Annotated in this window: 26 protein-coding genes and 1 tRNA gene; 3 read left to right on the top strand and 24 right to left on the bottom strand. The window is 38.9% G+C overall.

From position 1 onward, the window contains the following. Positions 1-5: 5 nt before the first annotated feature. The 8 genes from pstB (HZL42_RS03185) to HZL42_RS03150 form a co-directional block, all read right to left on the bottom strand. Positions 6-770, bottom strand: coding sequence for a phosphate ABC transporter ATP-binding protein PstB (gene pstB, locus HZL42_RS03185; RefSeq protein WP_219054250.1), 765 nt, complete (start codon positions 768-770; stop codon positions 6-8). Between the two features lie 18 nt (positions 771-788). After that, positions 789-1,589: a phosphate ABC transporter ATP-binding protein PstB gene (gene pstB / locus HZL42_RS03180; protein WP_219054249.1), complete on the bottom strand. Its 801-nt coding sequence runs from the start codon at positions 1,587-1,589 to the stop codon at positions 789-791. 23 nt (positions 1,590-1,612) lie between these two features. Next, complete coding sequence (gene pstA / locus HZL42_RS03175; protein WP_219054248.1) at positions 1,613-2,500, bottom strand: phosphate ABC transporter permease PstA; 888 nt, start codon at positions 2,498-2,500, stop codon at positions 1,613-1,615. After that, positions 2,500-3,423 (bottom strand): phosphate ABC transporter permease subunit PstC, encoded by a 924-nt coding sequence (pstC, locus tag HZL42_RS03170; RefSeq protein WP_219054247.1) that lies wholly within the window; start codon positions 3,421-3,423, stop codon positions 2,500-2,502. The genes pstA and pstC overlap by 1 nt, the downstream gene beginning before the upstream one ends. An 87-nt stretch (positions 3,424-3,510) precedes the next feature. Further along, on the bottom strand, positions 3,511-4,392 hold the full coding sequence (locus HZL42_RS03165) for a phosphate ABC transporter substrate-binding protein PstS family protein (protein WP_219282847.1): 882 nt from the start codon (positions 4,390-4,392) through the stop codon (positions 3,511-3,513). A gap of 130 nt (positions 4,393-4,522) precedes the next feature. Then, positions 4,523-4,595: transfer RNA gene (locus tag HZL42_RS03160), tRNA-Arg, on the bottom strand. A 46-nt stretch (positions 4,596-4,641) separates the two neighbouring features. Continuing rightward, positions 4,642-6,006: a DEAD/DEAH box helicase gene (locus tag HZL42_RS03155; protein WP_219054246.1), complete on the bottom strand. Its 1,365-nt coding sequence runs from the start codon at positions 6,004-6,006 to the stop codon at positions 4,642-4,644. Then, positions 5,996-6,781, bottom strand: coding sequence for a GH25 family lysozyme (locus HZL42_RS03150; RefSeq protein ID WP_219054245.1), 786 nt, complete (start codon positions 6,779-6,781; stop codon positions 5,996-5,998). The genes HZL42_RS03155 and HZL42_RS03150 overlap by 11 nt, the downstream gene beginning before the upstream one ends. A gap of 163 nt (positions 6,782-6,944) precedes the next feature. On the opposite strand from HZL42_RS03150, the gene gntK reads away from it, so the two are divergent. Both gntK and HZL42_RS03140 read left to right on the top strand, forming a co-directional pair. Next, positions 6,945-8,492: a gluconokinase gene (gene gntK, locus HZL42_RS03145; protein ID WP_219054244.1), complete on the top strand. Its 1,548-nt coding sequence runs from the start codon at positions 6,945-6,947 to the stop codon at positions 8,490-8,492. A gap of 114 nt (positions 8,493-8,606) precedes the next feature. Then, positions 8,607-9,926 carry an APC family permease gene (locus tag HZL42_RS03140; protein ID WP_370629280.1) on the top strand — a complete coding sequence of 440 codons (1,320 nt, stop codon included), beginning with the start codon at positions 8,607-8,609 and terminating at the stop codon, positions 9,924-9,926. Positions 9,927-10,000: 74 nt separating this feature from the next. Here the strand turns inward: HZL42_RS03140 and HZL42_RS03135 are convergent, their stop codons facing one another. From HZL42_RS03135 to HZL42_RS03080, 12 genes are all read right to left on the bottom strand, one after another. Continuing rightward, positions 10,001-10,363: a hypothetical protein gene (locus tag HZL42_RS03135; RefSeq protein WP_219054242.1), complete on the bottom strand. Its 363-nt coding sequence runs from the start codon at positions 10,361-10,363 to the stop codon at positions 10,001-10,003. Beyond that, on the bottom strand, positions 10,347-10,739 hold the full coding sequence (locus HZL42_RS03130) for a TetR/AcrR family transcriptional regulator (RefSeq protein WP_219054241.1): 393 nt from the start codon (positions 10,737-10,739) through the stop codon (positions 10,347-10,349). The genes HZL42_RS03135 and HZL42_RS03130 overlap by 17 nt, the downstream gene beginning before the upstream one ends. An 86-nt stretch (positions 10,740-10,825) precedes the next feature. Next, a complete protein-coding gene (gene rlmD / locus HZL42_RS03125; RefSeq protein WP_219054240.1) occupies positions 10,826-12,187 on the bottom strand; it encodes a 23S rRNA (uracil(1939)-C(5))-methyltransferase RlmD in 1,362 nt (453 codons plus the stop codon). Positions 12,188-12,268: 81 nt separating this feature from the next. Further along, positions 12,269-13,252, bottom strand: coding sequence for a diacylglycerol kinase (locus HZL42_RS03120; protein WP_219054239.1), 984 nt, complete (start codon positions 13,250-13,252; stop codon positions 12,269-12,271). A 15-nt stretch (positions 13,253-13,267) separates the two neighbouring features. Then, positions 13,268-14,689, bottom strand: a complete 1,422-nt coding sequence (gatB, locus tag HZL42_RS03115; protein WP_219054238.1) for an Asp-tRNA(Asn)/Glu-tRNA(Gln) amidotransferase subunit GatB — start codon at positions 14,687-14,689, stop codon at positions 13,268-13,270. Next, positions 14,689-16,152: an Asp-tRNA(Asn)/Glu-tRNA(Gln) amidotransferase subunit GatA gene (gatA, locus tag HZL42_RS03110; RefSeq protein ID WP_219054237.1), complete on the bottom strand. Its 1,464-nt coding sequence runs from the start codon at positions 16,150-16,152 to the stop codon at positions 14,689-14,691. The genes gatB and gatA overlap by 1 nt, the downstream gene beginning before the upstream one ends. A 2-nt stretch (positions 16,153-16,154) precedes the next feature. Continuing rightward, positions 16,155-16,460 carry an Asp-tRNA(Asn)/Glu-tRNA(Gln) amidotransferase subunit GatC gene (gene gatC / locus HZL42_RS03105; protein ID WP_219054236.1) on the bottom strand — a complete coding sequence of 102 codons (306 nt, stop codon included), beginning with the start codon at positions 16,458-16,460 and terminating at the stop codon, positions 16,155-16,157. 61 nt (positions 16,461-16,521) lie between these two features. After that, complete coding sequence (locus HZL42_RS03100) at positions 16,522-17,652, bottom strand: CamS family sex pheromone protein (RefSeq protein ID WP_370629294.1); 1,131 nt, start codon at positions 17,650-17,652, stop codon at positions 16,522-16,524. Between the two features lie 13 nt (positions 17,653-17,665). Then, positions 17,666-19,678 carry an NAD-dependent DNA ligase LigA gene (gene ligA, locus HZL42_RS03095; protein ID WP_255552550.1) on the bottom strand — a complete coding sequence of 671 codons (2,013 nt, stop codon included), beginning with the start codon at positions 19,676-19,678 and terminating at the stop codon, positions 17,666-17,668. A gap of 21 nt (positions 19,679-19,699) precedes the next feature. Beyond that, positions 19,700-21,964: a DNA helicase PcrA gene (gene pcrA, locus HZL42_RS03090; protein WP_219054234.1), complete on the bottom strand. Its 2,265-nt coding sequence runs from the start codon at positions 21,962-21,964 to the stop codon at positions 19,700-19,702. Positions 21,965-22,070: 106 nt separating this feature from the next. Further along, positions 22,071-23,189 (bottom strand): ATP-grasp domain-containing protein, encoded by a 1,119-nt coding sequence (locus HZL42_RS03085; protein WP_219054233.1) that lies wholly within the window; start codon positions 23,187-23,189, stop codon positions 22,071-22,073. Between the two features lie 27 nt (positions 23,190-23,216). Beyond that, positions 23,217-23,789 (bottom strand): xanthine phosphoribosyltransferase, encoded by a 573-nt coding sequence (locus HZL42_RS03080; protein WP_219054232.1) that lies wholly within the window; start codon positions 23,787-23,789, stop codon positions 23,217-23,219. 169 nt (positions 23,790-23,958) lie between these two features. On the opposite strand from HZL42_RS03080, the gene HZL42_RS03075 reads away from it, so the two are divergent. Continuing rightward, positions 23,959-24,213 carry a DUF2187 domain-containing protein gene (locus tag HZL42_RS03075; protein WP_219054231.1) on the top strand — a complete coding sequence of 85 codons (255 nt, stop codon included), beginning with the start codon at positions 23,959-23,961 and terminating at the stop codon, positions 24,211-24,213. 46 nt (positions 24,214-24,259) lie between these two features. Here HZL42_RS03075 and HZL42_RS03070 read toward each other — a convergent pair whose 3' ends face one another. From HZL42_RS03070 to truA, 4 genes are all read right to left on the bottom strand, one after another. After that, complete coding sequence (locus HZL42_RS03070) at positions 24,260-24,835, bottom strand: ECF transporter S component (RefSeq protein WP_219054230.1); 576 nt, start codon at positions 24,833-24,835, stop codon at positions 24,260-24,262. A 72-nt stretch (positions 24,836-24,907) separates the two neighbouring features. Beyond that, a complete protein-coding gene (gene rpsI, locus HZL42_RS03065; RefSeq protein ID WP_219054229.1) occupies positions 24,908-25,300 on the bottom strand; it encodes a 30S ribosomal protein S9 in 393 nt (130 codons plus the stop codon). Between the two features lie 13 nt (positions 25,301-25,313). Next, positions 25,314-25,757: a 50S ribosomal protein L13 gene (rplM, locus tag HZL42_RS03060; RefSeq protein WP_219054228.1), complete on the bottom strand. Its 444-nt coding sequence runs from the start codon at positions 25,755-25,757 to the stop codon at positions 25,314-25,316. A 122-nt stretch (positions 25,758-25,879) separates the two neighbouring features. Next, complete coding sequence (gene truA / locus HZL42_RS03055) at positions 25,880-26,680, bottom strand: tRNA pseudouridine(38-40) synthase TruA (protein WP_255552548.1); 801 nt, start codon at positions 26,678-26,680, stop codon at positions 25,880-25,882. Between the last annotated feature and the right edge of the window lies 1 nt (position 26,681).

Raw genomic sequence — 26,681 nt, 5'->3', positions numbered from 1 at the left:
TCCCCCTATCCAAATTTACCATTAAGGTAATCATTGGTTTCCTTTTCTTTTGGATTAATAAAGATTTCTTTAGTCGGACCCGCCTCAACTAGCTTTCCGTCTAGCAAGAACGCAGTTTGATCAGAAATTCGGGAAGCTTGTTGCATATTATGCGTAACAATAATAATAGTATAATCTTTCTTGATTGAAAGTAAAGTGTTTTCAATTGCGTAGCTAGAAATTGGGTCCAATGCACTGGTTGGTTCATCCAATAAAATGATTTCTGGTTTAACCGCTAGCACCCGGGCAATACAAATTCTTTGTTGTTGCCCTCCGGAAAATGAAAGGGCACTGTCATTTAGGTTGTCCTTTACTTCATCCCAAACAGCCGCTTTCTTTAAACTATCCTCAACAATTTTATCCATTTCAGCCTTAGAAACCTTACTCCGGCCGGCTAACTTAACCCCGTAAGCAACGTTTTCGTACACAGAAAATGGGAATGGATTTGGTTGTTGGAACACCATTCCCACCCGCTTCCGTAGTTCAGTAATATCAACATTCGGAGCGTAAATATCCTGCTTATCCATCTTGATACTACCAGTCACGGTAACTTCTGGAATTAAATCATTAATTCGATTAAGACATCTTAAATAAGTGGACTTTCCAGAACCAGAAGGTCCAATCAACGCAGTAATTTCGTTCTTCTTAAAGTCTAGATTAACCCCATGTAAAGCCTCTTTTTCTCCGTAATAGAGGCGAACGTTCTCTGATGTGATAACTTTATCTGTCATTAATATTCTACCTCCATTTTAACCGAAGTTCCCAGAAATATAATCTTCAGTTGCTTTAACATGCGGATTAGTAAAAATCCGTTCAGTCCGATCAAACTCAAGCGCATGCCCTAAGTGAAAGAAAGAAGTGTAATCACTAATTCTAGATGCTTGTTGCATATTATGCGTAACAATAATAATTGTGTAATCCTTCTTTAGTTGGTTCAAAGTGTTTTCAATATTCTTAGTAGAAATTGGGTCCAAGGCACTGGCTGGTTCATCCATCAATAGGATGTCAGGTTTCATTGCAATTGCCCGAGCGATACAGAGTCTTTGCGCTTGCCCACCAGATAGTGAGAGAGCACTCTTATCAAGCCGGTCTTTAACTTCGTCCCATAAGGATGCTCCCCTTAGACTTTCTTCAACTCGCTTATCTAACTCTGATTTATTCTTTAAACCATGTTGCTTAAGAGCGAACGTGATGTTTTCACGAATCGACTTCGCAAATGGATTGGGTCTTTGAAACACCATTCCAATGTGGCTCCGCACCTCATAAACGTTAACATCAGAAGAGTTAATATTCATTCCACGATACATAATTTGTCCAGTCACCCGGGCAACATCATCGTTCATCCGGTTCAAACATCTTAAGTAAGTTGATTTTCCAGATCCGGATGCACCAATTAACGCCGTAATTTTATTTCTTGAAAAGGATAAGTTTCCATCATGAAAGGCGTGATTATCGCCGTAATATACCTGAATGTCCTTTGTTACTAATGCCTTTTCATCATCAAAAGTCGCAAAGTAGGTATCATTAAAATCATAGTCTTTAAATGCCAAAGTAATTTCTCCTTCACTAGCTACTACTTACTAGCAGTCATTTTATCATAGAGATGCTTCCCAAGGTAATGAGCTCCTAGGTTAAAGATCAAGATAACGATAATTAAGACCGCTGAAGAACCACTTGAGATTTGAGAAGCATCGGGAGTAACCCCTTCTGTGTTAACCTTCCAAATGTGAACCGCTAATGTTTCAGCTGGCCGCATTGGGTTTAAAAAGCTAGCCGGATTAAAGGGATTAAAGTTTGAATAGCTAATGGCCGGAGCACTTTCACCAGCAGTATAAATCAAAGCAGCGGCTTCACCAAATACCCGTCCAGCACTAAGAATAATTCCAGTAATAATTCCAGGGATGGCAATTGGAAAAATAATTCCAGTGATGGTCTTCCATCTGGAAAGCCCTAATGATGCACCAGCTTGTCTTTGCAAGTCGGGAACCGATTCCAATGATTCTTGAATACTTCTAGTTAGTAATGGTAAGTTAAAGAAAGTTAATGCAATGGCTCCGGAAAGGATTGAAAATCCTAATTGAAATTCAATAACGAAAAGTAGGTAACAGAACAAACCAACAATGATTGAAGGTAGTGAACTCAAAACTTCAATTGCAGTTTGAATTAAACTGGTAAACCAGTTCTTAGGAGCGTATTCAGCTAGGTAAATTCCTGAACCCAAGGCAATTGGGAATGAGATAATTAAAGTTAGAATTAAAAGATAAATGGAGTTAAATAGTTGATCTCGAATCCCCCCACCAGCAGAAAACGATTGTGAAACAGATGTTAAGAAATGCCAGGAAATGTGTGGAATCCCGGTAATTAAAATAAAGCCGATTAATAATGCTAAGATGATAACAACGATTGCTACCAAAATATAGATGACAGCATCGGCAATTTTATTGGCAATTTTTGGATTCATTATTTATTCAGGTCTCCCTTCGAACCAACGAACTTAACAGCGATGTTAAATACAAGTGACATCAATAATAGAATTAATGCAAGTGACCAAAGTGCGTTATTTGGAAGTGATCCCATAACGGTATTTCCAATTCCAGTTGTCAATTGACTAGTCAATGTTGCAGCAGGAGTTAACAAACTCTTTGGCATTAGGGTTGCGTTCCCAATTACCATTTGAACAGCTAGGGCCTCACCAAAGGCTCTGGCCATCCCAAAGATAATTGCAGTTAAAATTCCAGGCGTTGCTGCCCTTAAGATTACCTTGTAGATTGTTTGCCAACGAGTTGCCCCAAGTGCTAATGAAGCTTCGAGGTAGTAACGAGGCACTGCTTTCAAGCTATCAACAGTTAGGGATGTAATTGTAGGAAGCACCATTACGAATAACACGATTGTCCCGGATAAAATCCCAAATCCAGTTCCACCATAAAGGTGCCGAATAAAGGGTACCACTAGGGTTAGACCAATGTAACCATAAACAACTGATGGAATCCCGACCAATAATTCGATAATGGCTTGTAGGAATCCCTTCCCGTGCTTAGGAGCAATAATTGTCATAAATAGTGATACTGCAATTGCAAATGGAGTTGCAACTAGTGCGGATAAAATTGTAACCGCAAATGAAGTGACGATCATTGGTAATGCCCCTACTTCAGGGTTACCGTGAGCATCCACTTGTCCTGGACTCCAGTTGGTTCCAGAAAGGAATGACCATAAATTAACGTTGTTCTTAGTGAACGTGGACATCCCGAATGAAATAATGAAGTATAAAACTAGTAAAACTAACAGCATAATTGCAACGATACAAGTATAACTGATGATTTTACCAACTGTTTCTTGTTTGGTTTCTTTTGAAGGTTTCATCAATTTTGCTTTGATTTGATCCATTTAACTTAATCCCCCATAAAATAGAAAGAACTGGATAGGGTACTAAATGTACGTCCTCCAGTCCCACTATTAATAAATTGTTTTTAATTACTTGTTAGTAACTTTGTTGTTAGCATCCTTAGTAACCTTCATGTTAGAAATGCTGATGTAACCAAGTTTCTTAACTAAACCATTTTGAACCTTGCTAGATTGAATGTACTTGATGAACTTTTCAGCTTCCTTGTTTGGAGTAGCTGGAGTGTACATGTGTTCGTATGACCAAATCTTCCACTTGTTAGTTTCAACGTTTGCGTCAGTTGGCTTAACATTGTCAATTGAAAGTGCTTGAAGCTTGTTGTTCAAGAATGAGAATGCAAGGTAACTAACAGCACCTGGAGTTGATGAAACAATCTTTTGAACAGTCCCATTTGAGTCTTGTTCTTGAGCCTTAACAGCAGTTGCGCCACCTAGAACAGCTTGTTCAAACGTAGCCCGGGTACCACTACCCTTAGCACGGTTAACAACGCTAATCTTTTCATCCTTACCACCAACTTGCTTCCAGTTAGTGATCTTACCAGTAAAGATCTTCTTTAATTGATCCATGGTAACGTTCTTAACACCGGCATCTTTGTTAACAACTGGTGCCATCCCAACAACGGCAACTTGGTGATCCTTCAATTCGCTAGCTTTGATTCCTGATTGCTTTTCAGCAAAGATATCAGAGTTACCAATTTGAACAGCCTTTTGTTGTACTTGGCTTAAACCAGTTCCTGAACCACCACCTTGAACGGTGATGCTTGCACCTGAATTAGCATTTTGGTAATCAGTAGCTGCTTGTTCAACTAATGGTTGTAAAGCTGTTGAACCAACAGCAGTAATCTTGGTACTTGAACTGGATGAACTTGAACCAGATTTGGAACTGTTTCCACAACCTGCGAGTAATACACCAGATACACCTAAAATTGTTACAAATGATAACGCCTTTTTCATACTAAGCATTAAAAGAGCCTCCCTGAAAGTCCTTTATTTATTTAACAAGTACATTCTAACAAGGCAATGTAAATATAATATCTGATTATTGTAAATTTTGTGTAAATTTTTACGCTCGTTTGTTACAAAATGACCCCACCCGGACTCGAACCGGGATCATCCGCTTAGGAGGCGGGTGCCCTATCCTGTTGTGCTATGGGGCCACAACACCCTTAATTTTCTCATCTTTACATCATATTGTAAAGGTGTTTATTTATCAGCATTCCGCCACTTTTTCCGCATCCCCTTATTTTTAAGGTGTTTTTTATTACGGTGTTTAATTTGCTTTTTGGTCGGTTTAGCCGAATGCTGCTTATTAGTTAACTGTTTGGCCTTAACTTTCCGAACTGGATTAGCACCACTTGGTTCCTTAGGAGTATCAGCAAGTGATTTTTTCGGAGATTCATCATCATTGGAAATCTTGGTGGACTTTTGCTTAGGGGTGCTACTAGCCTCGGGTTGGTTAGAAACCACCTTATCAACTAAGTTATTTTTATAGAAGAACGTAGGTTTTAAATCGTAACCATTGTCCAAGACCAACCGCTTTAAGTCCCTAAAATCATGGTCATTTCCAAAGTTAACCACCAATCCCGGTTCTCCCATTCGACCGGTTCTTCCAACCCGGTGAACATATTGATTTGCTTCGGCTGGTAAGTCGAAGTTAACCACCGCTGGTAGCTTGGCAATATCAAGTCCCCGTGCTGCAACATCCGTGGTTAATAATAGCTTGTAATGGCCCTTTCGAAATCCAGAAATTGCCTTTTGTCTTTGCATTTGATTCATATTACTGGTTAATGAGGCTACATTGGTAACGTGATTGTGACGGAAGTAACTATAAGCCTTGTTCAGATCTAACAGTTGGTCAAAAAACACCAGCGCCTTAAATCCATTAATGTGAATTAAGCGATTCAACATTTGATTACGTTTTCCACGGGAGACGGTTAACAAACGATGCTTTACAGCCCCCGCACTTTTATCAATCGCACGCACATCAATTAAATCTGGTTCGACGTTGAACCACTTCTTCAGTTCATGCAAAATCGGCGTATCGGTAGCTGAGAAGAACGTTAATTGAACGTCAGACGGCCCTTGGTTAATAATTTCGCGAACCGAGGTCAGGGTCGTGTCCTGAAGTAAATCATCAGCTTCATCGACGACTACCGTTTTAAGTTGATGGAGTTTCAACTTATGGTCATCTAATAGGTTCAATACCCGACCGGGGGTCCCAACCACCACTTCTGGACGCTTTTTTAGCTTTTCAATCTGTCGCTTTACGTTAGCACCACCCGTCAATGCTAGTACCTTTGTATCATTTAATTTTGCCCAGTCACGCATTACGGAAGTCGTTTGCATTGCTAATTCTTGGGAAGGTTCTAACACTAATACCTGGGTTCCATCGCCTGGAGCTAATTTTTCAATAATCGGAATTGTAAATGCTACCGTCTTTCCTGATCCAGTGGGTGATAACCCCAGAACCGACTGGCCATCTAAGATTGGTTGGTAGCCCTGTTCTTGAATGGGGGTTTGTTGATCAAACCCTAGTTTTTGAAAATGTTCTGCAAAATTAGTTTTCACTTGTTGTTCCTCCGTTTTCCGATAGGTTCGGTCTAATATATGATTTCCACTGTGCATTACTACCAGCAAATACCGCTTGAATAAACTGCTGATTTTGGCCATCATTTTTGATGTTTTGACTAGCGTTATAAGTTTTCAAGACCCCCGATTGACCGTGATTTAAACTATTATTAAGCGACCAAAAAAGACATAGTTGTTTGCCAAATCGGACCTGATCATAGATTTTGGGGGTCGACCAAATCACGACCCTACGGTCATATCGTTGCTGAATTTGATTAATAAAAGAACGCACACTCCTGACCTGGCTAGAACTCAAACTAGCTTCATTTACATTAATTTGAATCGCAATTGGCAAAATTCCAATGTCATTGCCCACCTCACTACTGAAGTTAGCAAACTGATCAGCTGCACTACTATTAAAGCTAAATGAGTGATAAACCCCAATTTTTAAATTTGATCCCTGAGAACGTTGGTAATTATCGGCAAAGTCATTGTCAGTATAAATGGAGCCTTGGCTAGCCCGAATGTAAATAAATTTTTCGCCAGCATTAGCAAGTGAGATAAAATCAACGTAACTATTCTGTTGGCTTACTGTCACCCCACGAATTGGATAGCGATTTAATTTTTGGGTCTGATAATTCTGATATCCATTAAACCCCATCATTAATAAATAACCGATTCCAATCATTAATATCAGATTGAAGCAGCCCATTAATCGGTGGTACCGTCTATTACGGGCTAATCGGCTTCGTCTAGTAATCCTACTATCAGTCATATTAACCATTCCAATTTTATTAATAAATCAATTATACATTACTAATATATGATAATCGAATTTAATCAGGATATTGCTTGAAGGTGTATAATTGATTTCATATAATATAAGCGACATTATTCATTATTTTCAGAAATAACACTTAAGAGATGAGGTAACTAAAATGAATTATATTATTGGTGTAGATATTGGAACCACTAGTGCTAAGGTGATTTTATATGACCAAAATGGTCAAATTATCGGAGTTCAAAATAATGGGTATCCAATGTATCAAGATACGCCCGATATGTCAGAAGAAGATCCTGACGAAATTCTAGAAGCCACGGTTAAGGGAATTCGGCGATTGGCCGATAAGGTTAACCAAGAAACTGACACCATCAAGGGGGTCTCCTTTTCATGTGCCATGCATAGCTTAATTGTCCTTGATGAGAATTACAAACCTTTGACCCGTGCCATTACATGGGGTGATAACCGGGCATATAAATATGCTCATGAACTAAAGGAAAGTGAATTAGGTAAAAAGCTATATGAAGCTACTGGAACCCCAATTCACCCGATGACCCCACTATCAAAAATCCTCTGGCTTAAAAACGACCATAAGGATATTTACGATAAAGCCCGGTGGTACATTGGAATTAAGGAATACATTCTCCACCGCTTCTTCGGGGTTTTGAAGGAAGACTACTCAATTGCCAATGCTACTGGAATGTTCAATATTTACAATATGGACTGGGATGAAGATGCCCTTAAGTTGACCGGCGTTCGGCGGGATCAATTACCAGAACTAGTTGACACAACCTATCAACTAAGGGGCCTTCATGATCACACAGCCAAGTTCCTTCACCTAGACCCAGCTACCCCATTCGTAATTGGATCATCTGATGGTCCATTAGCTAACCTTGGGGTTAATGCAATTCAACCAGGAGTTGAAGCCGTTACAATTGGAACTTCTGGTGCAGTGCGGATTATGTCAGATAAGCCTAAAACCGATAAAAAGGGCCGCGTCTTTTGTTACTACCTGACTAAGGGGATGTGGGTTATTGGTGGCCCAGTTAATAATGGTGGAAGCGTCTTCAAGTGGGTGAAGGATCAACTCTGTGCCCCTGAAAAGGTTACTGCTGAACAAATGGGCGTTAGTCCATACGAAATTTTAACTAAGATTGCCGCTCACATCCACGCTGGTTCCGATGGGTTAATTTTCCATCCCTACCTGGGTGGTGAAAGAGCACCAATTTGGAACGCTAACGCACGGGGATCGTTCTTCGGGCTCACTCGAATTCATACCAGAGCCCACATGATCAGAGCGGCGCTCGAAGGAATTGTTTACAACCTCTATACCGTTTCCCTAGCATTAAAGGAAGTTGTTGGTGATCCAAAGTCAATTCAAGTGACTGGTGGATTTGCACAATCCGCTATCTGTCGGCAAATCATTTCAGACATCTTCGAACAAGAAGTCCACATTCCAGAAAGCGTTGAAGGAACTGCCCTGGGAGCTGCTACGCTGGGAATGTACAGTCTGGGAATGATCAGTGATCTCTCAGAGGTTAAGAACTTCGTTGGCAAGAGCTTTGCGCTTGAACCCAACCAAGAAAATTACGAAATCTATCGGGAATTATTACCAATTTACATTCGCCTAACCCGTGAATTTGAATCAGAATACAAAAACATTGCTGATTTCCAAAGAAAACACGATGTTGACTTAAGTAACTAGCAGCTAAAAAAATAACCATCCACTTCATATAGTGATGGTTATTTTTTTAGTAAAAATGACTAGTTATTAAAAAAGTGTTAAAATAGTTTCATTACTTTTATGGAGGAATTGAAAGTGAAAAATGATATTAATAAGAGTGGAATTGGTCCCTTCGCTGCGTTTGCAACCGTAATGGGTACCGTTATCGGTGGGGGAGTCTTCTTTAAGACCGCCAGTGTTGTGGCCAATACATACTCATTTAGCTTGACCATCTTAGTATGGATTGTTTCGGGAATTTTAACCATTTGTGCAGGACTGACCGTTTCTGAATTGGCCGCTGCCCTTCCCGAAACTGGGGGGCCGGTTAAGTTCTTGGAATTAGGTTATGGTAAGTTAACTGGATTTTTATTCGGATGGGCCCAGTCCTTGGTGTATACGCCAGGAAATGTTGCTGGTCTTTGTCTAGTGTTTGGAACCCAGTTTGTTAATTTATTCCACCTCTCCACTAGCATGAGTCTCCTCATTGCAATTGCTTGTGGATTAACCATTTTAATCATTAACCTACTGGGAAGTCAATTGGCTGGTCAAGTTCAATCAATTGCGCTGATCATTAAGTTAATTCCAATTTTAATTATTGCGCTAATCGGTTTATTCATTCCTGGCCAAGTTCATGTTCAGTTATGGCCATTTACGCCAATTAACCACACTAATGTATGGTCTGCGTTTGGCCAAGGGCTACTTGCTACTATGTTTGCTTATGATGGGTGGATTGGAATCAGTAACATTGCTGGTGAGTTAAAGAATCCTAAAAAGGATCTTCCTAAGGCCATTATCATTGGTTTAAGTTTAATTACGATTATTTACACGTTGATCAACTTCGTGTTCTTAAAAAACATGCCCATTAATGAAATTGCTGGAAACCAAAACACTGCTTCCCAAGTTGCTAGTCAAATTTTTGGGGCCTACGGTGGAAAGTTAGTAACCATCGGAATTCTAGTGTCAGTGTACGGGGCCATCAATGGCTACCTCTTCACTGGGATTCAAATTCCACGGGTTCTCGGGAACGAAAACATGGTGCCATTTAGTCAACACTTTGCTAAGGTTAGCAAAAATGGCGCTCCATACGTTGCTGCTATCTTCCAATTTATCGTTGCAGTATTGATGATGTGTTCAGGTAGTTTTGATATTTTAACTGATATGTCAATGTTCATTGTCTGGTCATTCTTCTGCTTGTTATTCGTTGAAGTAATTATGCTGCGAAGAAAACGGCCCGATTTAAACCGACCATATAAGGTCCCTGGTTATCCAATCGTACCAATCATCGCATTGGTGGGGGCACTATTCGTTTTGATCATCACTATCTTTACACAAACCGGATTAGTAATTGCTGGAGTGATTTTAACTGCAATTGGAATTCCAGTATATTACTTCCACCAAAGACAAATTAATAAGTAAAATGGAAAAGAAGCCGCAATCGGCTTCTTTTTTTGTGGGATTATTTTGATTGGATCTTAAGCATAAATAGTTAGCTATTTACTATTAATCGCAACTAAATTATTAATTTGATCAACTAATTCTCTAGGATTATCAACCCCAATTACCAACTGATTATAGTTTTCATTAGTTAGTTCAATTACAACTGCGGTACTAGATTTCTTAACATTAAAAAAAGATTTACGATTACTTTTAATAAAAGTTCCTGCATAATATCCTGAAATATTAGTGCCACCATCTTTAATTCCCTTTGATTCGTTTAGAATTTCGTTATCAATTGTTGCCCCTAATACATTATTTAATTGAAACGTTAATGATTTTTTCAAACTTAATAACTTATCAATTCCTTGTGGAATCACAACTAAGTTTTTTGAATTAATTTTAACTTTGTTTTCCATCATCAATTCCTCCTAATAATCCACTTTTATTTAGCAACGCCCTCCCCAAAGTTAGTTCAATATCAGCTTGGGGTTTAGTATGATACCAATTTAAAACAATTTGCTTTACCTCCACATTGGTACTAACTAATTCCATCATTGCAATAATCACTAAATAAGTTGTTCCAAACGAATCCTTTCTATGATTAATATTTTCTTTCAAAGCTGCAATGAACATACCTAACTTACTGCCAAAAGCAGCATAAAGGCTTCCTCTGAGCAATCCGGTAGCATTAACTAATAAATCTAGTGAAGTTCCTTCAAATCCATATTGGATAAAAACCATACTCATTTTATTTAATACTTCTGACTCATTAAAACTTTTTCTTCTTCCCATAATTCCATTATATGTTTTTTGACTTAATAGTCAATAATAAAATAACAAAAAGAGTTATCCACAGTGGATAACTCTTCATCATTTACCTAATCTCTTTCAAAAATGGTTACACTTTCAACATGCACCGTTTGTGGAAATTGGTCAACCGGTTGAATTGGGCGTGAAATGTGATAGCCCTTCTCCATCAAGCGCTTTGCATCCCGAACCAACGTCGATGGTCCACAGGATACATAAATCAGCTTCTTCGGTTGCATTTCCACTGCACTATCAATAAACGAAGCAGCTAGCCCCTTGCGTGGTGGATCAACGATGATGGCATCTGGCTTCAAGCCCTGTTCTTGCCACTTGGCCATTTGATCTTCAGCCTTTGCAGCCACGAATTTAACGTTGTTAATGTGGTTCTTTTGGGCGTTAATCTTTGCGTCTTCAATCGCTTGCGGAATAATTTCAACTCCGTAGACCTGCTTAACGTGCTTAGCCACCGCTAATGAAATGGTCCCAATTCCACAGTAAGCATCAATTACAGTGTCATCAGGTCCCAAATCAGCGTGGTCGATTTCAAGTGAGTATAACTTCTCAGTTTGCACTGGGTTGACCTGATAGAATGAATTCAATGAAATTGCAAACTTCAGCCCTAACAACTCATCGGTAATGTATTGTTTCCCGTACAAAACATTGTTTTTCTTACCAAGGAGAACGTTATTATCCTTAAGGTTAACGTTTTGTACGATGCTCTTTACTTCAGGGAGGGCATCCACAATTTCATTTACGATTGGTTCGGCTAACTGTAGCTTCTTAGTCCGTGTGATCAACCCAATCATCATTTCATGACTGTAGTACCCACGTCGCACCATAATGTTTCTAATCACACCACTGTGGTTCTTTTCATCATATGGCCGAACATGGTACTTCCGTAAAATATTACGAACCACTATGATGGCATGGTCAATTTCAGGTTGTTGGATGTAAAAATCTTCGATGGGCACGAGGTCATGTGAATGGTTCTTATAAAAACCAGTCGTTAGTTCCCCATTAACCATCTTTACCGGAATTAACGCTTTGTTCCGGTAATGGTCTGGATGTTCCATCCCCATTGTTGGTAGGACATCCACCTTGATTTTTTGCTTATCAAATAATTCTTCAATTTGGTGTTGTTTAAAGCGTAATTGGCCTTCATAACTAAGGTGCTGTAATGGCGCAATTCCGGTCTGGAGATAGTCCCAATTAACGTTTTCCACCCGTTCTGGACTCTTAGTGGTTAGTTCCACTAATGAACCAAAGGCGAAATTCTTTTTAATATCCTTCACTTTAATTACTGCGGTTTCACCAGGAAGGGTGTTATTAACAAAGATTGGAAAATCTTCAACCTTTGCAACCCCGAGTCCCTGATAAGTTAAATCAACGATTTTAACGTTATAGGTCTTGCCTGCTTGTACTGGCGTTTTCAAATTTAGTCCCCTATTCTATAAATAAAAAAATTTTGCTATATGTTCATCATACAGCAAAATTTTTCTTTTTGAAAATATGTGCTAATCTAATTTATCAACATTTTGCACAAATTTTTGTTCAGCTTCAATTGTTCCCCAGTCACTAACTGCCGTATCTGGTAAATTATCAACATCAACAACTGTATCAAGGTGTTGCTTAAGATTGTTAAATACCATGGGAGCATCACCACCATATTCACCATCCAGATTAATCTGCATCCTGTTATTAACTGGTTTAGCAGTCAACTTAGTCGTCTTTTTATAGATAATCTTGGGATCATCAATATGGCGGCCGCCATTAATGACCTTGGCCAATAACCGTGCAATTTGAACTAGGTTACTAGTTTTTACAATAATCAAAGTGAACTGACCGTCGTCTAATGATGCATCAGGAACGATTCTTTCTAACCCACCGATTGAATTAGTCATTGCTAGTAAAAACATTGACGCTTTCCCTTTAAAATGGCCTCCGTCGTACTTTAAATCCATTTGAATCGGTCTAATACGAGGCAACATTTCGGCACCCTTAACCAGGTAAGCTAAGTAGCCAAAAATTGTTTTTAAGTCTGAAGGAACATCGTAAGTTAGCTCGGTGAGTAATCCCCCACCTGCAATATTAATAAAATAATTGTCACCAGCTTTACCGACATCCATTTTCAAAGACTGGTTCTTTAAGATTACCTTTGCCGCAGCAACTGGGTCTTCACGCGGAATATGAAGTGCCCGTGCATAATCGTTAGTTGTCCCAGCCGGAATGATTGCTAATTTAGGGCGATGTGGTAATGGTGCTAAACCATTTACCACTTCATTCAACGTTCCATCACCGCCAGCGGCAACCACTAATTCAAAACCCTCTTTCGCGACCCGAGTTGCCTCATTCTTAGCAGAATTTGGTTCGGGTGTTGTCGCAAAAACACTGGTTTCATAACCAGCTTTTTCATAAACACTTAAAATGTCAATCATTTTTTGCTTAAGAGCTTCACGTCCGGCAGTCGGGTTATAAATAATTCGTGCCCGCTTTCGCATTCTTACACAACTCTCCTATTTGTTCAAAGCTTTCATTAACAGTTCGTTAACGACTTGTGGATTAGCCTTTCCACGTGTTTGCTTCATGATTTGGCCCACTAAGAATCCCTTTGCCCGATCCTTACCATTATTAAAGTCTTCAATGGATTGTGGATTGGCAGCTAGGATTTCATCGATAATTGGTTGTAATTTAGCAGGGTCAGATAATTGTACTAAGCCCTTCTTTTCAACGAATTCCTTAGGTTCTTCACCTTCAGTAACCGCCTTAAAGACCTTCTTAGCCATCTTACTCGAAATCGTACCATCACTAATTAACTTAATCATGGAAGCTAAGTTTTCTGGTGTGATCTTAGTATCAGCTAGGTCAACTTGTTCTTCGTTCAAATAACCATTAACGTTTACTTGGAGGTAGTTAGATGCAATTTTAGGGTCAGCACCTAATTCAACTAACTTATCAAAGAAATCTGACATTTCCTTAGTTTGGGTAAGCACCATTGCATCGTAGTCAGTCAAACCTAATTTTTCAACGTAACGTTGTTTCCGTTCATTTGGCATTTCTGGAAGTGATTCACGAAGTTCGTTAATCCATTCATCAGAAACATCCAATGCTGGAAGGTCTGGTTCTGGGAAGTAACGATAATCATCGGCACCTTCCTTAACCCGCATCAAAATTGTGGTGTTATTCTTTTCGTCAAAACGACGGGTTTCTTGTTGAATTTTACCACCTGACATTAATACTTGTCTTTGCCGTTGTTGTTCGTATGCCAATGCTTTACGGACGTAGTTGAAGGAGTTCATGTTCTTAATTTCGACCTTTTGACCAAATTCCTTTTGACCAACCGGACGAATTGAAATATTAACGTCAGCCCGCATGGAACCTTCTTCCATCTTAACGTCAGAAATTCCAGTAAACTGGATTCGTTGTCTTAACGTTTCAAGGTAAGCGTAAGCTTCATCTGGCGTTGAAATTTCTGGTTTAGAAACAATTTCGATCAAAGGAGTTCCTTGACGGTTCAAGTCAACGTATGAATAGTTTCTTCCGTGACTGTTCTTCCCAGCATCTTCTTCAATATGCATTTCTGCAATCCCGATTTTTTTCTTCTTGCCATCAACTTCAATTTCTAACCAGCCATCATGAGCATCTGGCTTATCATTTTGGGTAATTTGGTAAGCCTTTGGATTATCAGGATAGAAGTAGTTTTTACGATCAAAGTGTGGGTGTCTTTCAATTTCAGCATTTAATGCTAGCGCAGCGGTAATTCCGTTTGCGACTACCTGCTTATTAGTGGATGGTAATACCCCTGGGTATCCCCAATCAATAACGTTTGTATTTGCGTTAGGCTCATCACCATAATCAACTGGTGAAGGACTAAAAATTTTAGAGTTGGTTTTTAATTCAATATGAACTTCCAAACCAATGGTCGTTTCAAAATTCATTATTTGTCCCCTCCCACTTTTGGTGTTTCCTTATGGAAATCAGTATTTTGTTCGAATGCGTAACCAGCCTTGTAAATTGTAGCTTCATCAAATGGGCGACCAATCAATTGCATTCCGATTGGTAATCCATCGCTGAACCCAGCTGGAATTGACATTGCAGGAAGCCCTGCTAGGTTAACTGGGATGGTCATTGCATCGTTCAAGTACATTGTAACTGGGTCAGAAATATCTTCACCAATTCCAAAAGCAGTGGTTGGTGCGGTTGGTCCTAAGATAAGATCATAATCTTTAAAGACGTTCTTAAAGTCGTTAAGCATAAGGGTTCTTACCTTAGCGGCTTTTTGGAAGTAAGCGTCAAAAGCCCCTGCTGAAAGGGAGAATGTTCCTAACATGATCCGGCGCTTAACTTCATCACCAAATCCTTCCGAACGACTCTTAACGTAAACTTCTTCTAGGTTCTTAGCTTCTGGTGAGCGGTATCCGTAACGAATTCCATCGAACCGTTGTAAGTTTGATGAAGCTTCTGAAGAAGCCAAAATGTAGTATGCAGCAACCCCATACTTAGTATGTGGTAGTGATACTTCTTCAACGGTAGCGCCCAGTTGTTTGTAAGTTTCAGCAGCCTTTAAAATGGCATCCTTAACGGATTGATCAATTCCTTCCGCAAGGTATTCCTTAGGTAAGGCAATTTTCAAGCCCTTTACCCCATCCTTAATGGTAGCGGTGTAATCAGGAACTTCTTTGTCTGAACTAGTTAAATCGTGTTCATCATGACCAGCAATTGCGTTTAATACCAATGCGTTATCTAACACATTTCTAGTCAACGGACCAATTTGGTCTAAACTAGAACCGAAAGCGATTAATCCCCACCGAGAAACCCGGCCGTAAGTTGGTTTTAAACCTACGATTCCATTATAGGCCGCTGGTTGACGAATTGAACCACCAGTATCAGAACCAAGGGCAAAAATAATTTGACCAGCGGCAACTGAAGCAGCTGACCCACCGGAAGAACCACCAGGAACCTTACTTAGGTTCCAAGGATTATGGGTTTTCTTAAATGCTGAGTTTTCAGTGGAACCACCCATTGCAAATTCATCCATGTTCGTTTTTCCAACGGTAATGGTTTGCTTTGCATTTAACTTCTTCATTACAGTCGCATCAAAAATGGGCTTGAAGTTTTCAAGCATTTTAGAAGCCGCAGTGGTAGTAAATCCATTCGTTAGGATATTATCCTTAATTGCTACTGGAATCCCTGATAAGACGTTATCAGGGTCAATTCCGTTCTTATCAATTGCTTGGGCAGTTTTAATCGCACCATCTTCATCTAAATTAATGAAGGCATTGATGTCTGAATCTGAAGCTTTGATATTATCAAGGGTTTGCTTAGTTAACGCTTCGGCAGTAATGTCACCATTAACTAAGGCTTGGTGAATGCTGGTAATATCTTTATCAAAATAATTCATCATTAATCCTCGCTTTCGTCAATGATCGTTGGTACCCGAATTAAGCCGTCTGCTACTTCAGGTGCATTATTTAGCAATGCATCACGTTCACCCCAGTTTTGGGCAACATCTTCGCGCATTACATTAATTTGGTCGGTAACACTGTAGGTTGGTTCTACTCCATCAGTATCAACCTCACTTAATGTATCAACTAAATCCATAATACTATCTAATTGACCAGTGAAGTAAGGTAATTGATCTTCGGTTAAAGATAACTTTGCTAGTTCAGCAACGTGATTAACCGTTTCTTTGTCAATTCTGTCAGCCATCAATTGTCCTTCTTTCTGAATTTAATTTTGATCTCAACACATATTTTAACACTAATTATTATTAATAGCTGTTAAATATATGGAATGTGAAGTTCTTCGCATTGGTACTCCTCGAAAGGAAACTTTGAACTCCTGTGGTTGATGAAACCGTAATATCAATCGGGACCCCGGTTGGTAAATATTTAGAGGCAGTCGATTGAAGGTATTGGGTAAAACTAATAATTTCAGTTTGGCTATAAAATTGGGTCGTGATATTTACGTTCATTCCAGTCAACGAACCATTCATGTACTGAGCCTGAGCGGTAACCCCACTCAAGTTCGGGAAGAAGTTTTGAATTTGAGTCTTAAAGTTAGAAAAATCATTTTCATCACTATTGTTAGAAGGTCCCTTTTGACCAGAAGCAACCGGGAAGACGTAGTTCTTTTCATTCACAGCAGTCCAGTTAGAAACGGAGGTGGAAGAGCCATTATTTACGGAATATGCAAAGAAGTTCCCACCAACTAAGCTATCATCTGGAGCCTGCTTATATAAGGCAATTACGATTGGAATGTTCTTTAAAGCCTTTGTCTTACGAAGTCGTGCTAATACTTCATTCGCCATTTTCTTTCCCTGTGCCTTAATTTCAGCATCACTTAGGTTCATCTGATAAGTCGCACCGTAAGCTTGCTTTTGGTAGTAGTACACCGAGTTAATTCCTAACCCAATTGTCATCCCACTCATCTTAAGTGAATTTCCATCTTGGGTTAAGAAATCTTGTTCATCCATTTGTTGTAAGTATAGTGGAACCTTCGTGTTCTTCCCAGCTGGGTTTAATCCCTCTGGATTACTCTTCGTCTTTCTGCCAAGCCAATTCTCAGCAGTATCAGTAGATACGTATTGGCCTTCTTGGAAAACATACTTTCCAGTTGAGAATTGTTTTTTAGAAATATTCATTAAACCAGCTTCGAAACTCTTTAAATTAAGTTGATTTCCATTTTGCTGTACGTTAACCCCACGGGATTTACTGGTCAAGTAGTGACCATTTTTAATTACACTTTGATAGTAACTTCCATCAGATTGCCCAGTTAATTGAGTATCGTTGGTTTTACTACTTTTGCTACTGCTGGTGCTAGAATTGCTACTTCCACAAGCAGCTAATAAAATCACTGACGCTAATGCAGCAATAATTACGCTAAAACGTTTCAAACTAATTCCTCCTAATGCACTAACCATTAATTTCTGAAATAAAACGCTGTTCATCCCAAACCGGGATGTCTAAATCATTTGCTTTAGTTAATTTACTTCCGGCATCTTGACCAGCAATTACCAAATCGGTATTTTTAGAAACGCTACTGGTAACGTTTGCTCCGTGGTCTTGCAACCAAGCAGTTGCTGCCGGTCTGGTCATTTGTTCCAGCTTTCCAGTTAGTACGATTCGTTTTTGATTAAAGAATGAATTATCCTCACCAGACTCATCAGATCTGGTATATTCCATATTGACCCCAACTGATTTAAGCTGGTTAATTAAATTTTGAGCAGGCTCACTGCTGAAGTAAGTAGTAACACTGTCAGCAATTACCGTCCCCATTGAATTAATTGCGGCAATGGCTTCTAAATCAGCAGCCATTAAAGCATCAACGGTCTTAAAGTGCTCTGAAATTAGTCGCGCTGCTTTAGCTCCAACGTGGCGAATTCCCAATCCAAATAATAGCCTTTCCATGGAATTACTACGACTATTATTAATTGAATTTAATAAATTTGCAGCAGATTTTTCACCAAATTTATCTAAATTTAATAAATCATCAAATTGGAGTTGATATAACCCTGCAACATCATTAACTAGGTGGTGATCAAATAGTTGTTGGACAATCCGGGGGCCCAGTCCAGTGATATCCATTGCGTTTCTGGATGCGAAATGCGTCATTTGTTCGGTGAGCTGTGCTGGACAAGCTGGGTTAATGCACCGGAGCGCAACCTCATCATCCAAGTGCACTAACTTAGCTCCACAAGATGGACAAGTAGTTGGAATTTGATATGGTTTCGAATTAGATGGCCGTTTATCAGTAATAAATTGAGAAATTTCAGGAATGATATCACCAGCTTTATGTAGCTTGACTGTATCACCAATTCGGATCCCCTTTTCTGCTAAGTAATCCGGATTGTGTAGCGACGCCCTGGAAACTACCGTTCCAGCTAATTTAACTGGCTCCATAACTGCAGTGGGAGTCACTACCCCAGTTCGGCCAACCGTCCATTCAATATCCAATACCTTTGTTTCCTCTTCTTCAGGCGGAAACTTGTAAGCAATCGCCCACTTCGGTACCTTAACGGTCGCACCAATTTCTTTTTGTAGGCTTAACTCATTAACCTTAACTACAATTCCATCAATTCCATACTCAAGATGGTCCCGCTTTTCTTGATATTCATCAATGTATGAATTAATTTGATCTAAATTATCTGCAACCCGATAACTAGGGTTAATCCTAAATCCGAGGTCTGATAATTCAGCTAGCAAGCCACTCTGCGTATTGGTTTTAAGATCATCATAATCAGCAACGTTATACATAAAGGTACTTAAATGGCGACTAGCAGTAATTCTAGAATCTAATTGGCGAAGACTCCCCGCAGCAGCATTTCTAGGGTTAGCAAATACATTTTCACCGTTTCGCTCACGTTCAGCATTAAGGTTAGCAAATGATTCTTTTGGCATATAACACTCGCCACGAACCTCAATCGTCACTGGGCGACTTAATTGCTGGGGAATCGAGGGAATTGTTTTTAGATTCCTGGTGATATCTTCACCAATCTGTCCGTTTCCACGGGTCGATCCTTCAACAAAAGTTCCATTCTCATATCGCAATGAAATCGAAAGACCATCGATTTTAAGTTCACAATTAAATTGCTTTACTGCTGGATAATTTTTTTCTACTCGAACTGTAAAATCATCCAATTCTTGTTTTGAAAAAACATCCCCTAATGATAATAACGGAATATTATGATTAACCTTAGAAAATTGCGGTAAAACCCTCCCACCCACGTTTTGAGTTGGTGAATCAGAAGTCACTAGGTTTGGATACAGTTTTTCTAAATCAACTAATTGTTGGTAGGTCGAATCATATACGTCATCCTCTACGCTAGGCTGATCTTGGACATAGTATTCCTTACTCCACTGCTTTAGCTTCGGCTTAATTTCATCAATTTTTTGTTTAGCTGCTTGCTCTGAAATTTTAGAACTCAAAACCATTCCTCCTCAAAAGCGTTACTGCTTATTAATTGGTGCAAAAGCCGCTAATAGGCGCTTGATTCCGGTTGGTTCTGGAAAGGCAATGTCTAGTTCCGTATTTTCACCAGAGCCTTCAACCTTAACCACCGTTCCAATTCCCCAAGCCTTATGGGATACTTTATCACCAACAACCCAGGATTGTTTATTTGCACCAGTTTGCTTAGGTCCACCGATATGGTGACTGGTTGGTGCTTGATACGGAGATGAGTTAGCAAAGCGGGCTCGTCGACCATTTGAACTATCAAATGGGGTTTTCGGTCCTTCCATGGTTGTAGCTTGACCGTTTGAATTCACAGCATCTATCAGTTCTGGACTAATTTCTTCGATAAACTGTGAAGCAGGATTATTCTGCCGTCTCCCGTAAAGCATTCTGGAGAAGGTGTTAGTTAGGTACAATTTCTTTTGCGCCCTGGTAATCCCAACGTATGCTAATCGACGCTCTTCTTCTAATTCCTTTGATTCACCCATCGCTTTTGATAGCGGGAAGATGTTATCTTCCATACCAATCATAAACACTACCGGAAACTCCAATCCCTTTGCGGCATGCAGGGTCATTAAAGTCACTTCTGGTGTATTTTCAGCAATGTCATCTTGAGCTGAAACCAGTGATAAATCGGACAGGAAATCAACTAACGATTCTCCGTCCTCAGCATCTTGATGTGAATCATCAAACTGCTTAGTAACGGATAAAAATTCCTCAATATTTTCAATTCGAGCCTTTGATTCTAGTGTTTTGGAAGCCTTTAACGTAGCTAAGTAGCCGGTCTTCTCTAAAATAGCGTTGGTTAATTCAGTTACGCTTAATTGAGCGCCTTTCGATTGTAAATCAGTCATTACAGCTCCAAAGTTATCAATTGCATTTCGCGCCCGACTGCCAATTTCATTATTTAATTCGATATTTTGGCAGGCTTCAAAGACACTCCATCCATTGTCATTGGCAAAGTTAATTAGTTTTTCGACACTAGCTGCCCCAATCCCACGCTTAGGTTCATTAATAATTCGTTGTAAGCTAATTGAATCGCTCGGGTTAGCAAGGAGGGTTAAGTAAGCTAAGATGTCTTGAATTTCCTTTCGATCGTAGAACTTGTGCCCACCTACGATGGTGTATGGAATGTTTGACTTAAGCAGTGTTTCTTCAATCACCCGAGACTGAGCATTCGTTCTATAGAGAACCGCAAAATCGCCATATGAATAGTTATTTTGCTCCATTTCAGACTTAATGTTAGTAACCACGAATCGTGATTCATCATTTTCACTCTGGGCACGGTAGTAAGTAATCTTTTCTCCAACTGCATTTTCAGTCCAGAGATTTTTATCTTTTCGTTCTTCATTATTTTTAATTACCGCATTAGCAGCATCCAATATAGTTTTAGTAGAACGGTAATTCTGTTCCAATAGGGTAACGTGTGCGCTTGGATAATCATCTTGGAAGTCCAAAATGTTATTCATATTGGCACCCCGCCAACCATAAATACTTTGGTCAGCATCCCCAACTACACAGACGTTTTCGTATCTTTCACCAAGCATGTGAACTAATTGATACTGAGCTTCATTGGTATCTTGATATTCATCAACGTGAATGTATTTAAATTTATCTTGGTAGTATTGTAGGACCTCCGGTGCCTGTTCAAATAATTGAATTGTCATCATAATTAAATCATCAAAATCAACTGATTGGTTGCGGTGTAGTTCCTTTTGATAGCGATCATAAACTTCTCCGATTACCTTAATAAATGGATTTCCAGCAGTTTCATTTTTGGCAATAAACTCGGCTGGGGTTTGTAAATCGTTCTTTGCATTTGAAATTGCAGATAAAATTGAACGGGGATTGTAAGTTTTAGGATCGTAATTTAAGTCCTTTAAGATGTTCTTTACCAGGGTCTGTTGTTCACTAGTACCAGCAATTGTAAAGGCCTTATCGTACCCTAATTTATCAATATTCCGTCTTAAAATCCTAACGCAAAGGGCATGGAAAGTAGAGACCCAGACTTCATTTCCACTTGGGCCCAGTAGGTTCACTACCCGTTCCTTCATCTCACGAGCAGCTTTGTTAGTAAACGTAATCGCTAAAATATTCCATGGTAAAACCTGCTTATCCTGAATTAAGTAAGCAATTCGGTGGGTTAATACCCTGGTCTTACCACTTCCGGCACCAGCCATGATTAAAAGCGGGCCTTCAGTATTTAAAACGGCTTCACTTTGCTTATCGTTCATCCCGCTCAATAGTTCATTTTTGGACAACGTTATTCAATCCTCTCTCAATTTCTTATCTTTATTATTATAGCATAGCCATTTTTTAATAACTAATAACACAAAAGCGCCGGTATAATTAATATACCGCCACTTATTAAAACCAAATATCAGAATTATCTACCTGTTCAATGGCTTGGTAGAGCGAGGTCGTCGGGACCAGTATATGTCCAATCACCCCATGCTCATTTTCACCCTTGGTATAAAATACGAATTGCCAGTTCGGTTTCAGTGCCCATTGTCGTTTTATTTCAGAAAGTTGATTTTGGGTAAACGTCCTTAAGTAAAATGTTTTTTCATCAACCTCTGGGAAAGTAGGGAGTCCACAAATCGCTCTTAAATGTCCCTGAGTAACGCTTTCAAATGACCGATCAAAAATCATTGCATCAATATCTAGTTTACACTCAATCGATTGGATATAAATCGTATCACTACTGTTAACGAGAAATTTAATTTTAAAAGCCCCAAAGTAATTGAGATTTTTAGATACCAATCTACCAATTCGATTCATTTCATTCGTAACGATTGGTGATAGATTAGTAATATTAGTCGCGCTAAACAGCTGCTTGCCCTTGTATCCGCATTGTACCAGGGGCAATAACTTAGGATCGTCCTTCATCCCGTTAATGATGCTTAAGTCATACTCAAATTCGTGTTCGATGTAGGGTTCTAAAATATAAGTTCCCCGATCCAGCATAATTGAAGCCTTAGCGATATCAACCTGGTTATGAATAATCAACCGTTGGTCATTAAAAAAGGTCTTTTGGATTGGTCTTAGCATCGCTGGATAGCCAATCGAATCAATTGATTTATAAAGGTCGGCAAGTTCAACGATTGTAACATACGGTAATGTGTTAACATTTAATCCATCTAAAAAAGCCTGTTCAATTAAACGATCGTTCATAATTTCCAAAATATCAGTTCCCTGTGGGACCCGTGTAAATTGAGCGATAAAGTTAATCAACTCTGCATCCGTCCGAAGTGAGTTATAGGTAACAACGTCACATTTTTCAGCAAATTCCTTTAACTGCTTTTTATCTTTTAAAGATGCATTAATGACAAAGTCAGCAATAGAATCAAACTGATTGTCAGCATTATCGGTATACATCCCCACTTTGAGCCCATTCTTCTTGGCTTCAGTAATTAAATTAAATGAATTAACATCGTTATTAATGATTCCAATTGTATCTCCTGGGTATATAAAATTATTAGCCAACTAAATCAATCCCTACTTTCAACTAAATTATTCAATAAACGTAACTTGGTTATTATCAAGTGATTTTATCCGTGCTAGTGATTCTAATTTAATTCCCTTATCAGTAATTAAACGATGACCATCCTGAAAACTCTTTTCAATTACAATTCCCACTCCACCAATTTTTGCCTCAGCAGCATTAATAATGTCCAATAATCCAGCAACTGCTTGCCCATTAGCCAAAAAGTCATCAATAATTAAAACATTATCAGCTGCGCTAATAAAACGTTTATCAATACTAATATGATTAGTAACCTGCTTAGTATAAGAATAAACTTCTGCAGCATAAGTATTAGAATTATGCGTTAAACTTTTGTGTTTTCGGGCAAATACTACTGGAACGTTTAAGTGAAGACCTGCAAACACCGCTGGCGCAATTCCAGATGATTCTACCGTTAAGATTCTAGTGATGTGGTCATTTTTAAATAACTTAGCAAATTCGGCCCCTAATTGATCCATAAAAGCTGGGTCAATTTGATGGTTCAAAAAACGATCAACCTTTAGAATGTTACCAGGTAATACGGTGCCCTCAGATTTGATTCGATCTTCAAGTAATTTCATTTCTATTTCTCCTATCAGTAGTCTCTATTTAAGGTTTATTTTAACTAGATTTAAAATTAAAAACAATCTTATTTGAAGGATATGTGTAAATTTTTAATAAAATAAATTGACATTTCATTCTTTTTTAGTTATATTGCATAGGATAAACTGTTTTTAGGAGATGAGATTTTTGGCTAAAAATACTGAAATTAGTCCCGAACAAGCAAAGTACAATGTTGGAGACCAAGTAGCTTTTACATTAGAAAAACAAAAATTTGCTGGAATTATTGAAAAGGGATATACAAACTCATTCCTCATTTCCTTTAATTCCGATGATCCAACAATTGTTGATAAGTACCATAACAAAGTGGTTATTAACAATAAGAAATTAAAGATGATTAAAGCTGCTCCACGTAAAAAAGAAGCGCCTAAAACAGATGAATAATTAAAAAATAAACAGATTCCTGCAACAAGCGGAAATCTGTTTATTTTTATTTGCTAGTAAATTTTATAAGTGGAACTGCAATCAATGGAGTTAACACGACTGCAATTAAAGCCTCCAACAACCCATTGGTTGAGAATACGGTTAATAAGTAAGGTAATAACGCCTTCGTATCAATTTGATATAGTTCATGGGCGTACCCATTGTAAAATACATATACCATTCCAAGCAATAGCACGGTATTGGTCAATGACCCAACTGCTCCGATAATTGATAGCCATATTTTTTGGTGGTTAGTTTTGCTAGTCCATTTATAAGTAATTCCTGCAACTAAGCCGATTAAAATGCGTGGCAAAACGGATACTAATGGATTGATAAAAACGTACTGTGCTAATGGACTGGTAGGCCAAAAGAACGCCCTAATAAACGTGATTAACCCCCAAATTCCACCAATTAACATTCCATCGGTGGTGCCTAGTGTAATTGAAGCAATAATCACAGTTACTGGAATAATCGTTAGGCTAAGTGGGCCAATTGGTAGGTAACCCAATCCGGGAACCGTAGTCTGAATTAAAATAATGGCAATAAATAATGCGCGAGCCACTAATTTAAAATTATTTTTCATTACAAATTGCTCCTCCAATAAAAAAACTCTGCATCCAAAAGGGAGCAGAGCCAAAATGTATAAAAGTAAATTTTAACGTTTTGAGAATTGACCAGCCTTACGGGCCTTCTTCAAACCTGGTTTCTTACGTTCCTTCATACGAGGGTCACGAGTTAATAAACCAGCGCGCTTCAATGGACCACGGAAATCAGGGTCAACATCTAATAATGCACGTGAAATTCCATGACGAACTGCTCCAGATTGACCAGAGTAACCGCCACCACTTACGTTAGCAAGAACATCGTAGTTACCGAGAGTTTCAGTAACGTTGAATGGTTGCATAATAACTTCACGTAAGTTTGCGAATGGAATGTATTCTTCAACTGGCTTGTCGTTAATAACGACCTTACCAGTACCGGGTACTAAGCGTACTCGTGCAGTTGAATCTTTACGACGGCCAGTGCCGCGATATTGTACTTGAGCCAAATTAGTCCCCTCCTTAAATTAATTTAGTAATATCTAACTTTTCTGGATTTTGAGCTTCATGCTTGTGATCTTCACCAGCGTATACGTGTAACTTCAAGAATACTTGGTGACCCAAAGTACCATGAGGTAGCATACCCTTAACTGAAGTTTCGATAAGCTTTTCAGGTGTATTTTCACGCATTTGGCCTGCCGTCTTTGACTTCAAACCACCAATGTAACTGGAGTGGTGGTAGTAAATCTTGTTAGCAGCCTTACGACCTGATAAAGCAATCTTTGATGCATTAATAACAATAACATTATCACCAGTGTCAACGTTTGGTGTAAATGTTGGTTTATTTTTTCCTCTTAAGATGGAAGCAACAACGGTTGATAGACGTCCTAATTCGATGCCATCTGCATCAACGACGTACCATTTGCGTTCTACTTCACCTGGTTTTGCCATATATGTTGTACGCAATTTGAATTCCTCCATGTTTCTGTGTTTGTTCGACACCAACTAAAAGTTTCCGGGGCTTTATTGTGGGGCAAACAATACCAACTACCATAATACAAACATTTGTTAATAAAGTCAATAAAAAATTATCTTTGTTTGACTGGTAATTTGGTTGGATGTTTTGGATCGTCACCCTCGTAGTAAACCCGCTTTAAGTATAAGCCACTAGCCGGCGCAGTTAGCCTAGCTTGGTTCCGATTTTTGACTTTAAAAAGCCGCTTAATATCATCAACCGGTCGCCGTCCAGATCCAATTTCAATCAAAACTCCTGACATGATCCTTACCATGTTGTATAAGAACCCGTTTCCATAGAATTCTAAAACAACTTCATTTTGTTCTTCATTCAAATAACAAGTCGCTTCATAAATTGTTCTAACGTTAGTTTTAGCCGTTGATCCGGAAGCAACAAAGCTTGAAAAGTCATGTTCTCCTACTAAATCAGGAATCGCTTGTTTAATTTTATCAATATCAACTGGAAACCGCCAATGCCCAGTGTAAAACCTTTTAAATGGATTAATAAATTCACTCAGGTCAAAACGATATTGATATCTTTTTCCGGAGACGTCATAACGGGCGTGAAAGTCATCAGGCACAATCTTAACATCCGTAACTTCCATGTCTAACGGTAGCATGCTATTAATTCCCTTTAACATTCCCACTTCATTAATTTGAAACGGAAAATCGAAGTGAACAACTTGTCCTAGTGCATGGACGCCAGCATCAGTTCGCCCAGAACCATAAACTGCAATGGCTGGATCAGGATTTTTGGCCATTTTGTTAACCACCTGGGTTAACACTCCCTCCACAGTTCTTTGGTTTGGTTGCTTTTGAAACCCAGCAAATTTAGTTCCATCATAAGCTAATCCAATTTTAAATCGTGCCACCATT

The sequence above is a fragment of the Lactobacillus sp. Sy-1 genome (assembly GCF_019303535.1).
Taxonomy (GTDB): domain Bacteria; phylum Bacillota; class Bacilli; order Lactobacillales; family Lactobacillaceae; genus Nicoliella.
This window is presented reverse-complemented; position numbering and strand designations above follow the sequence as displayed.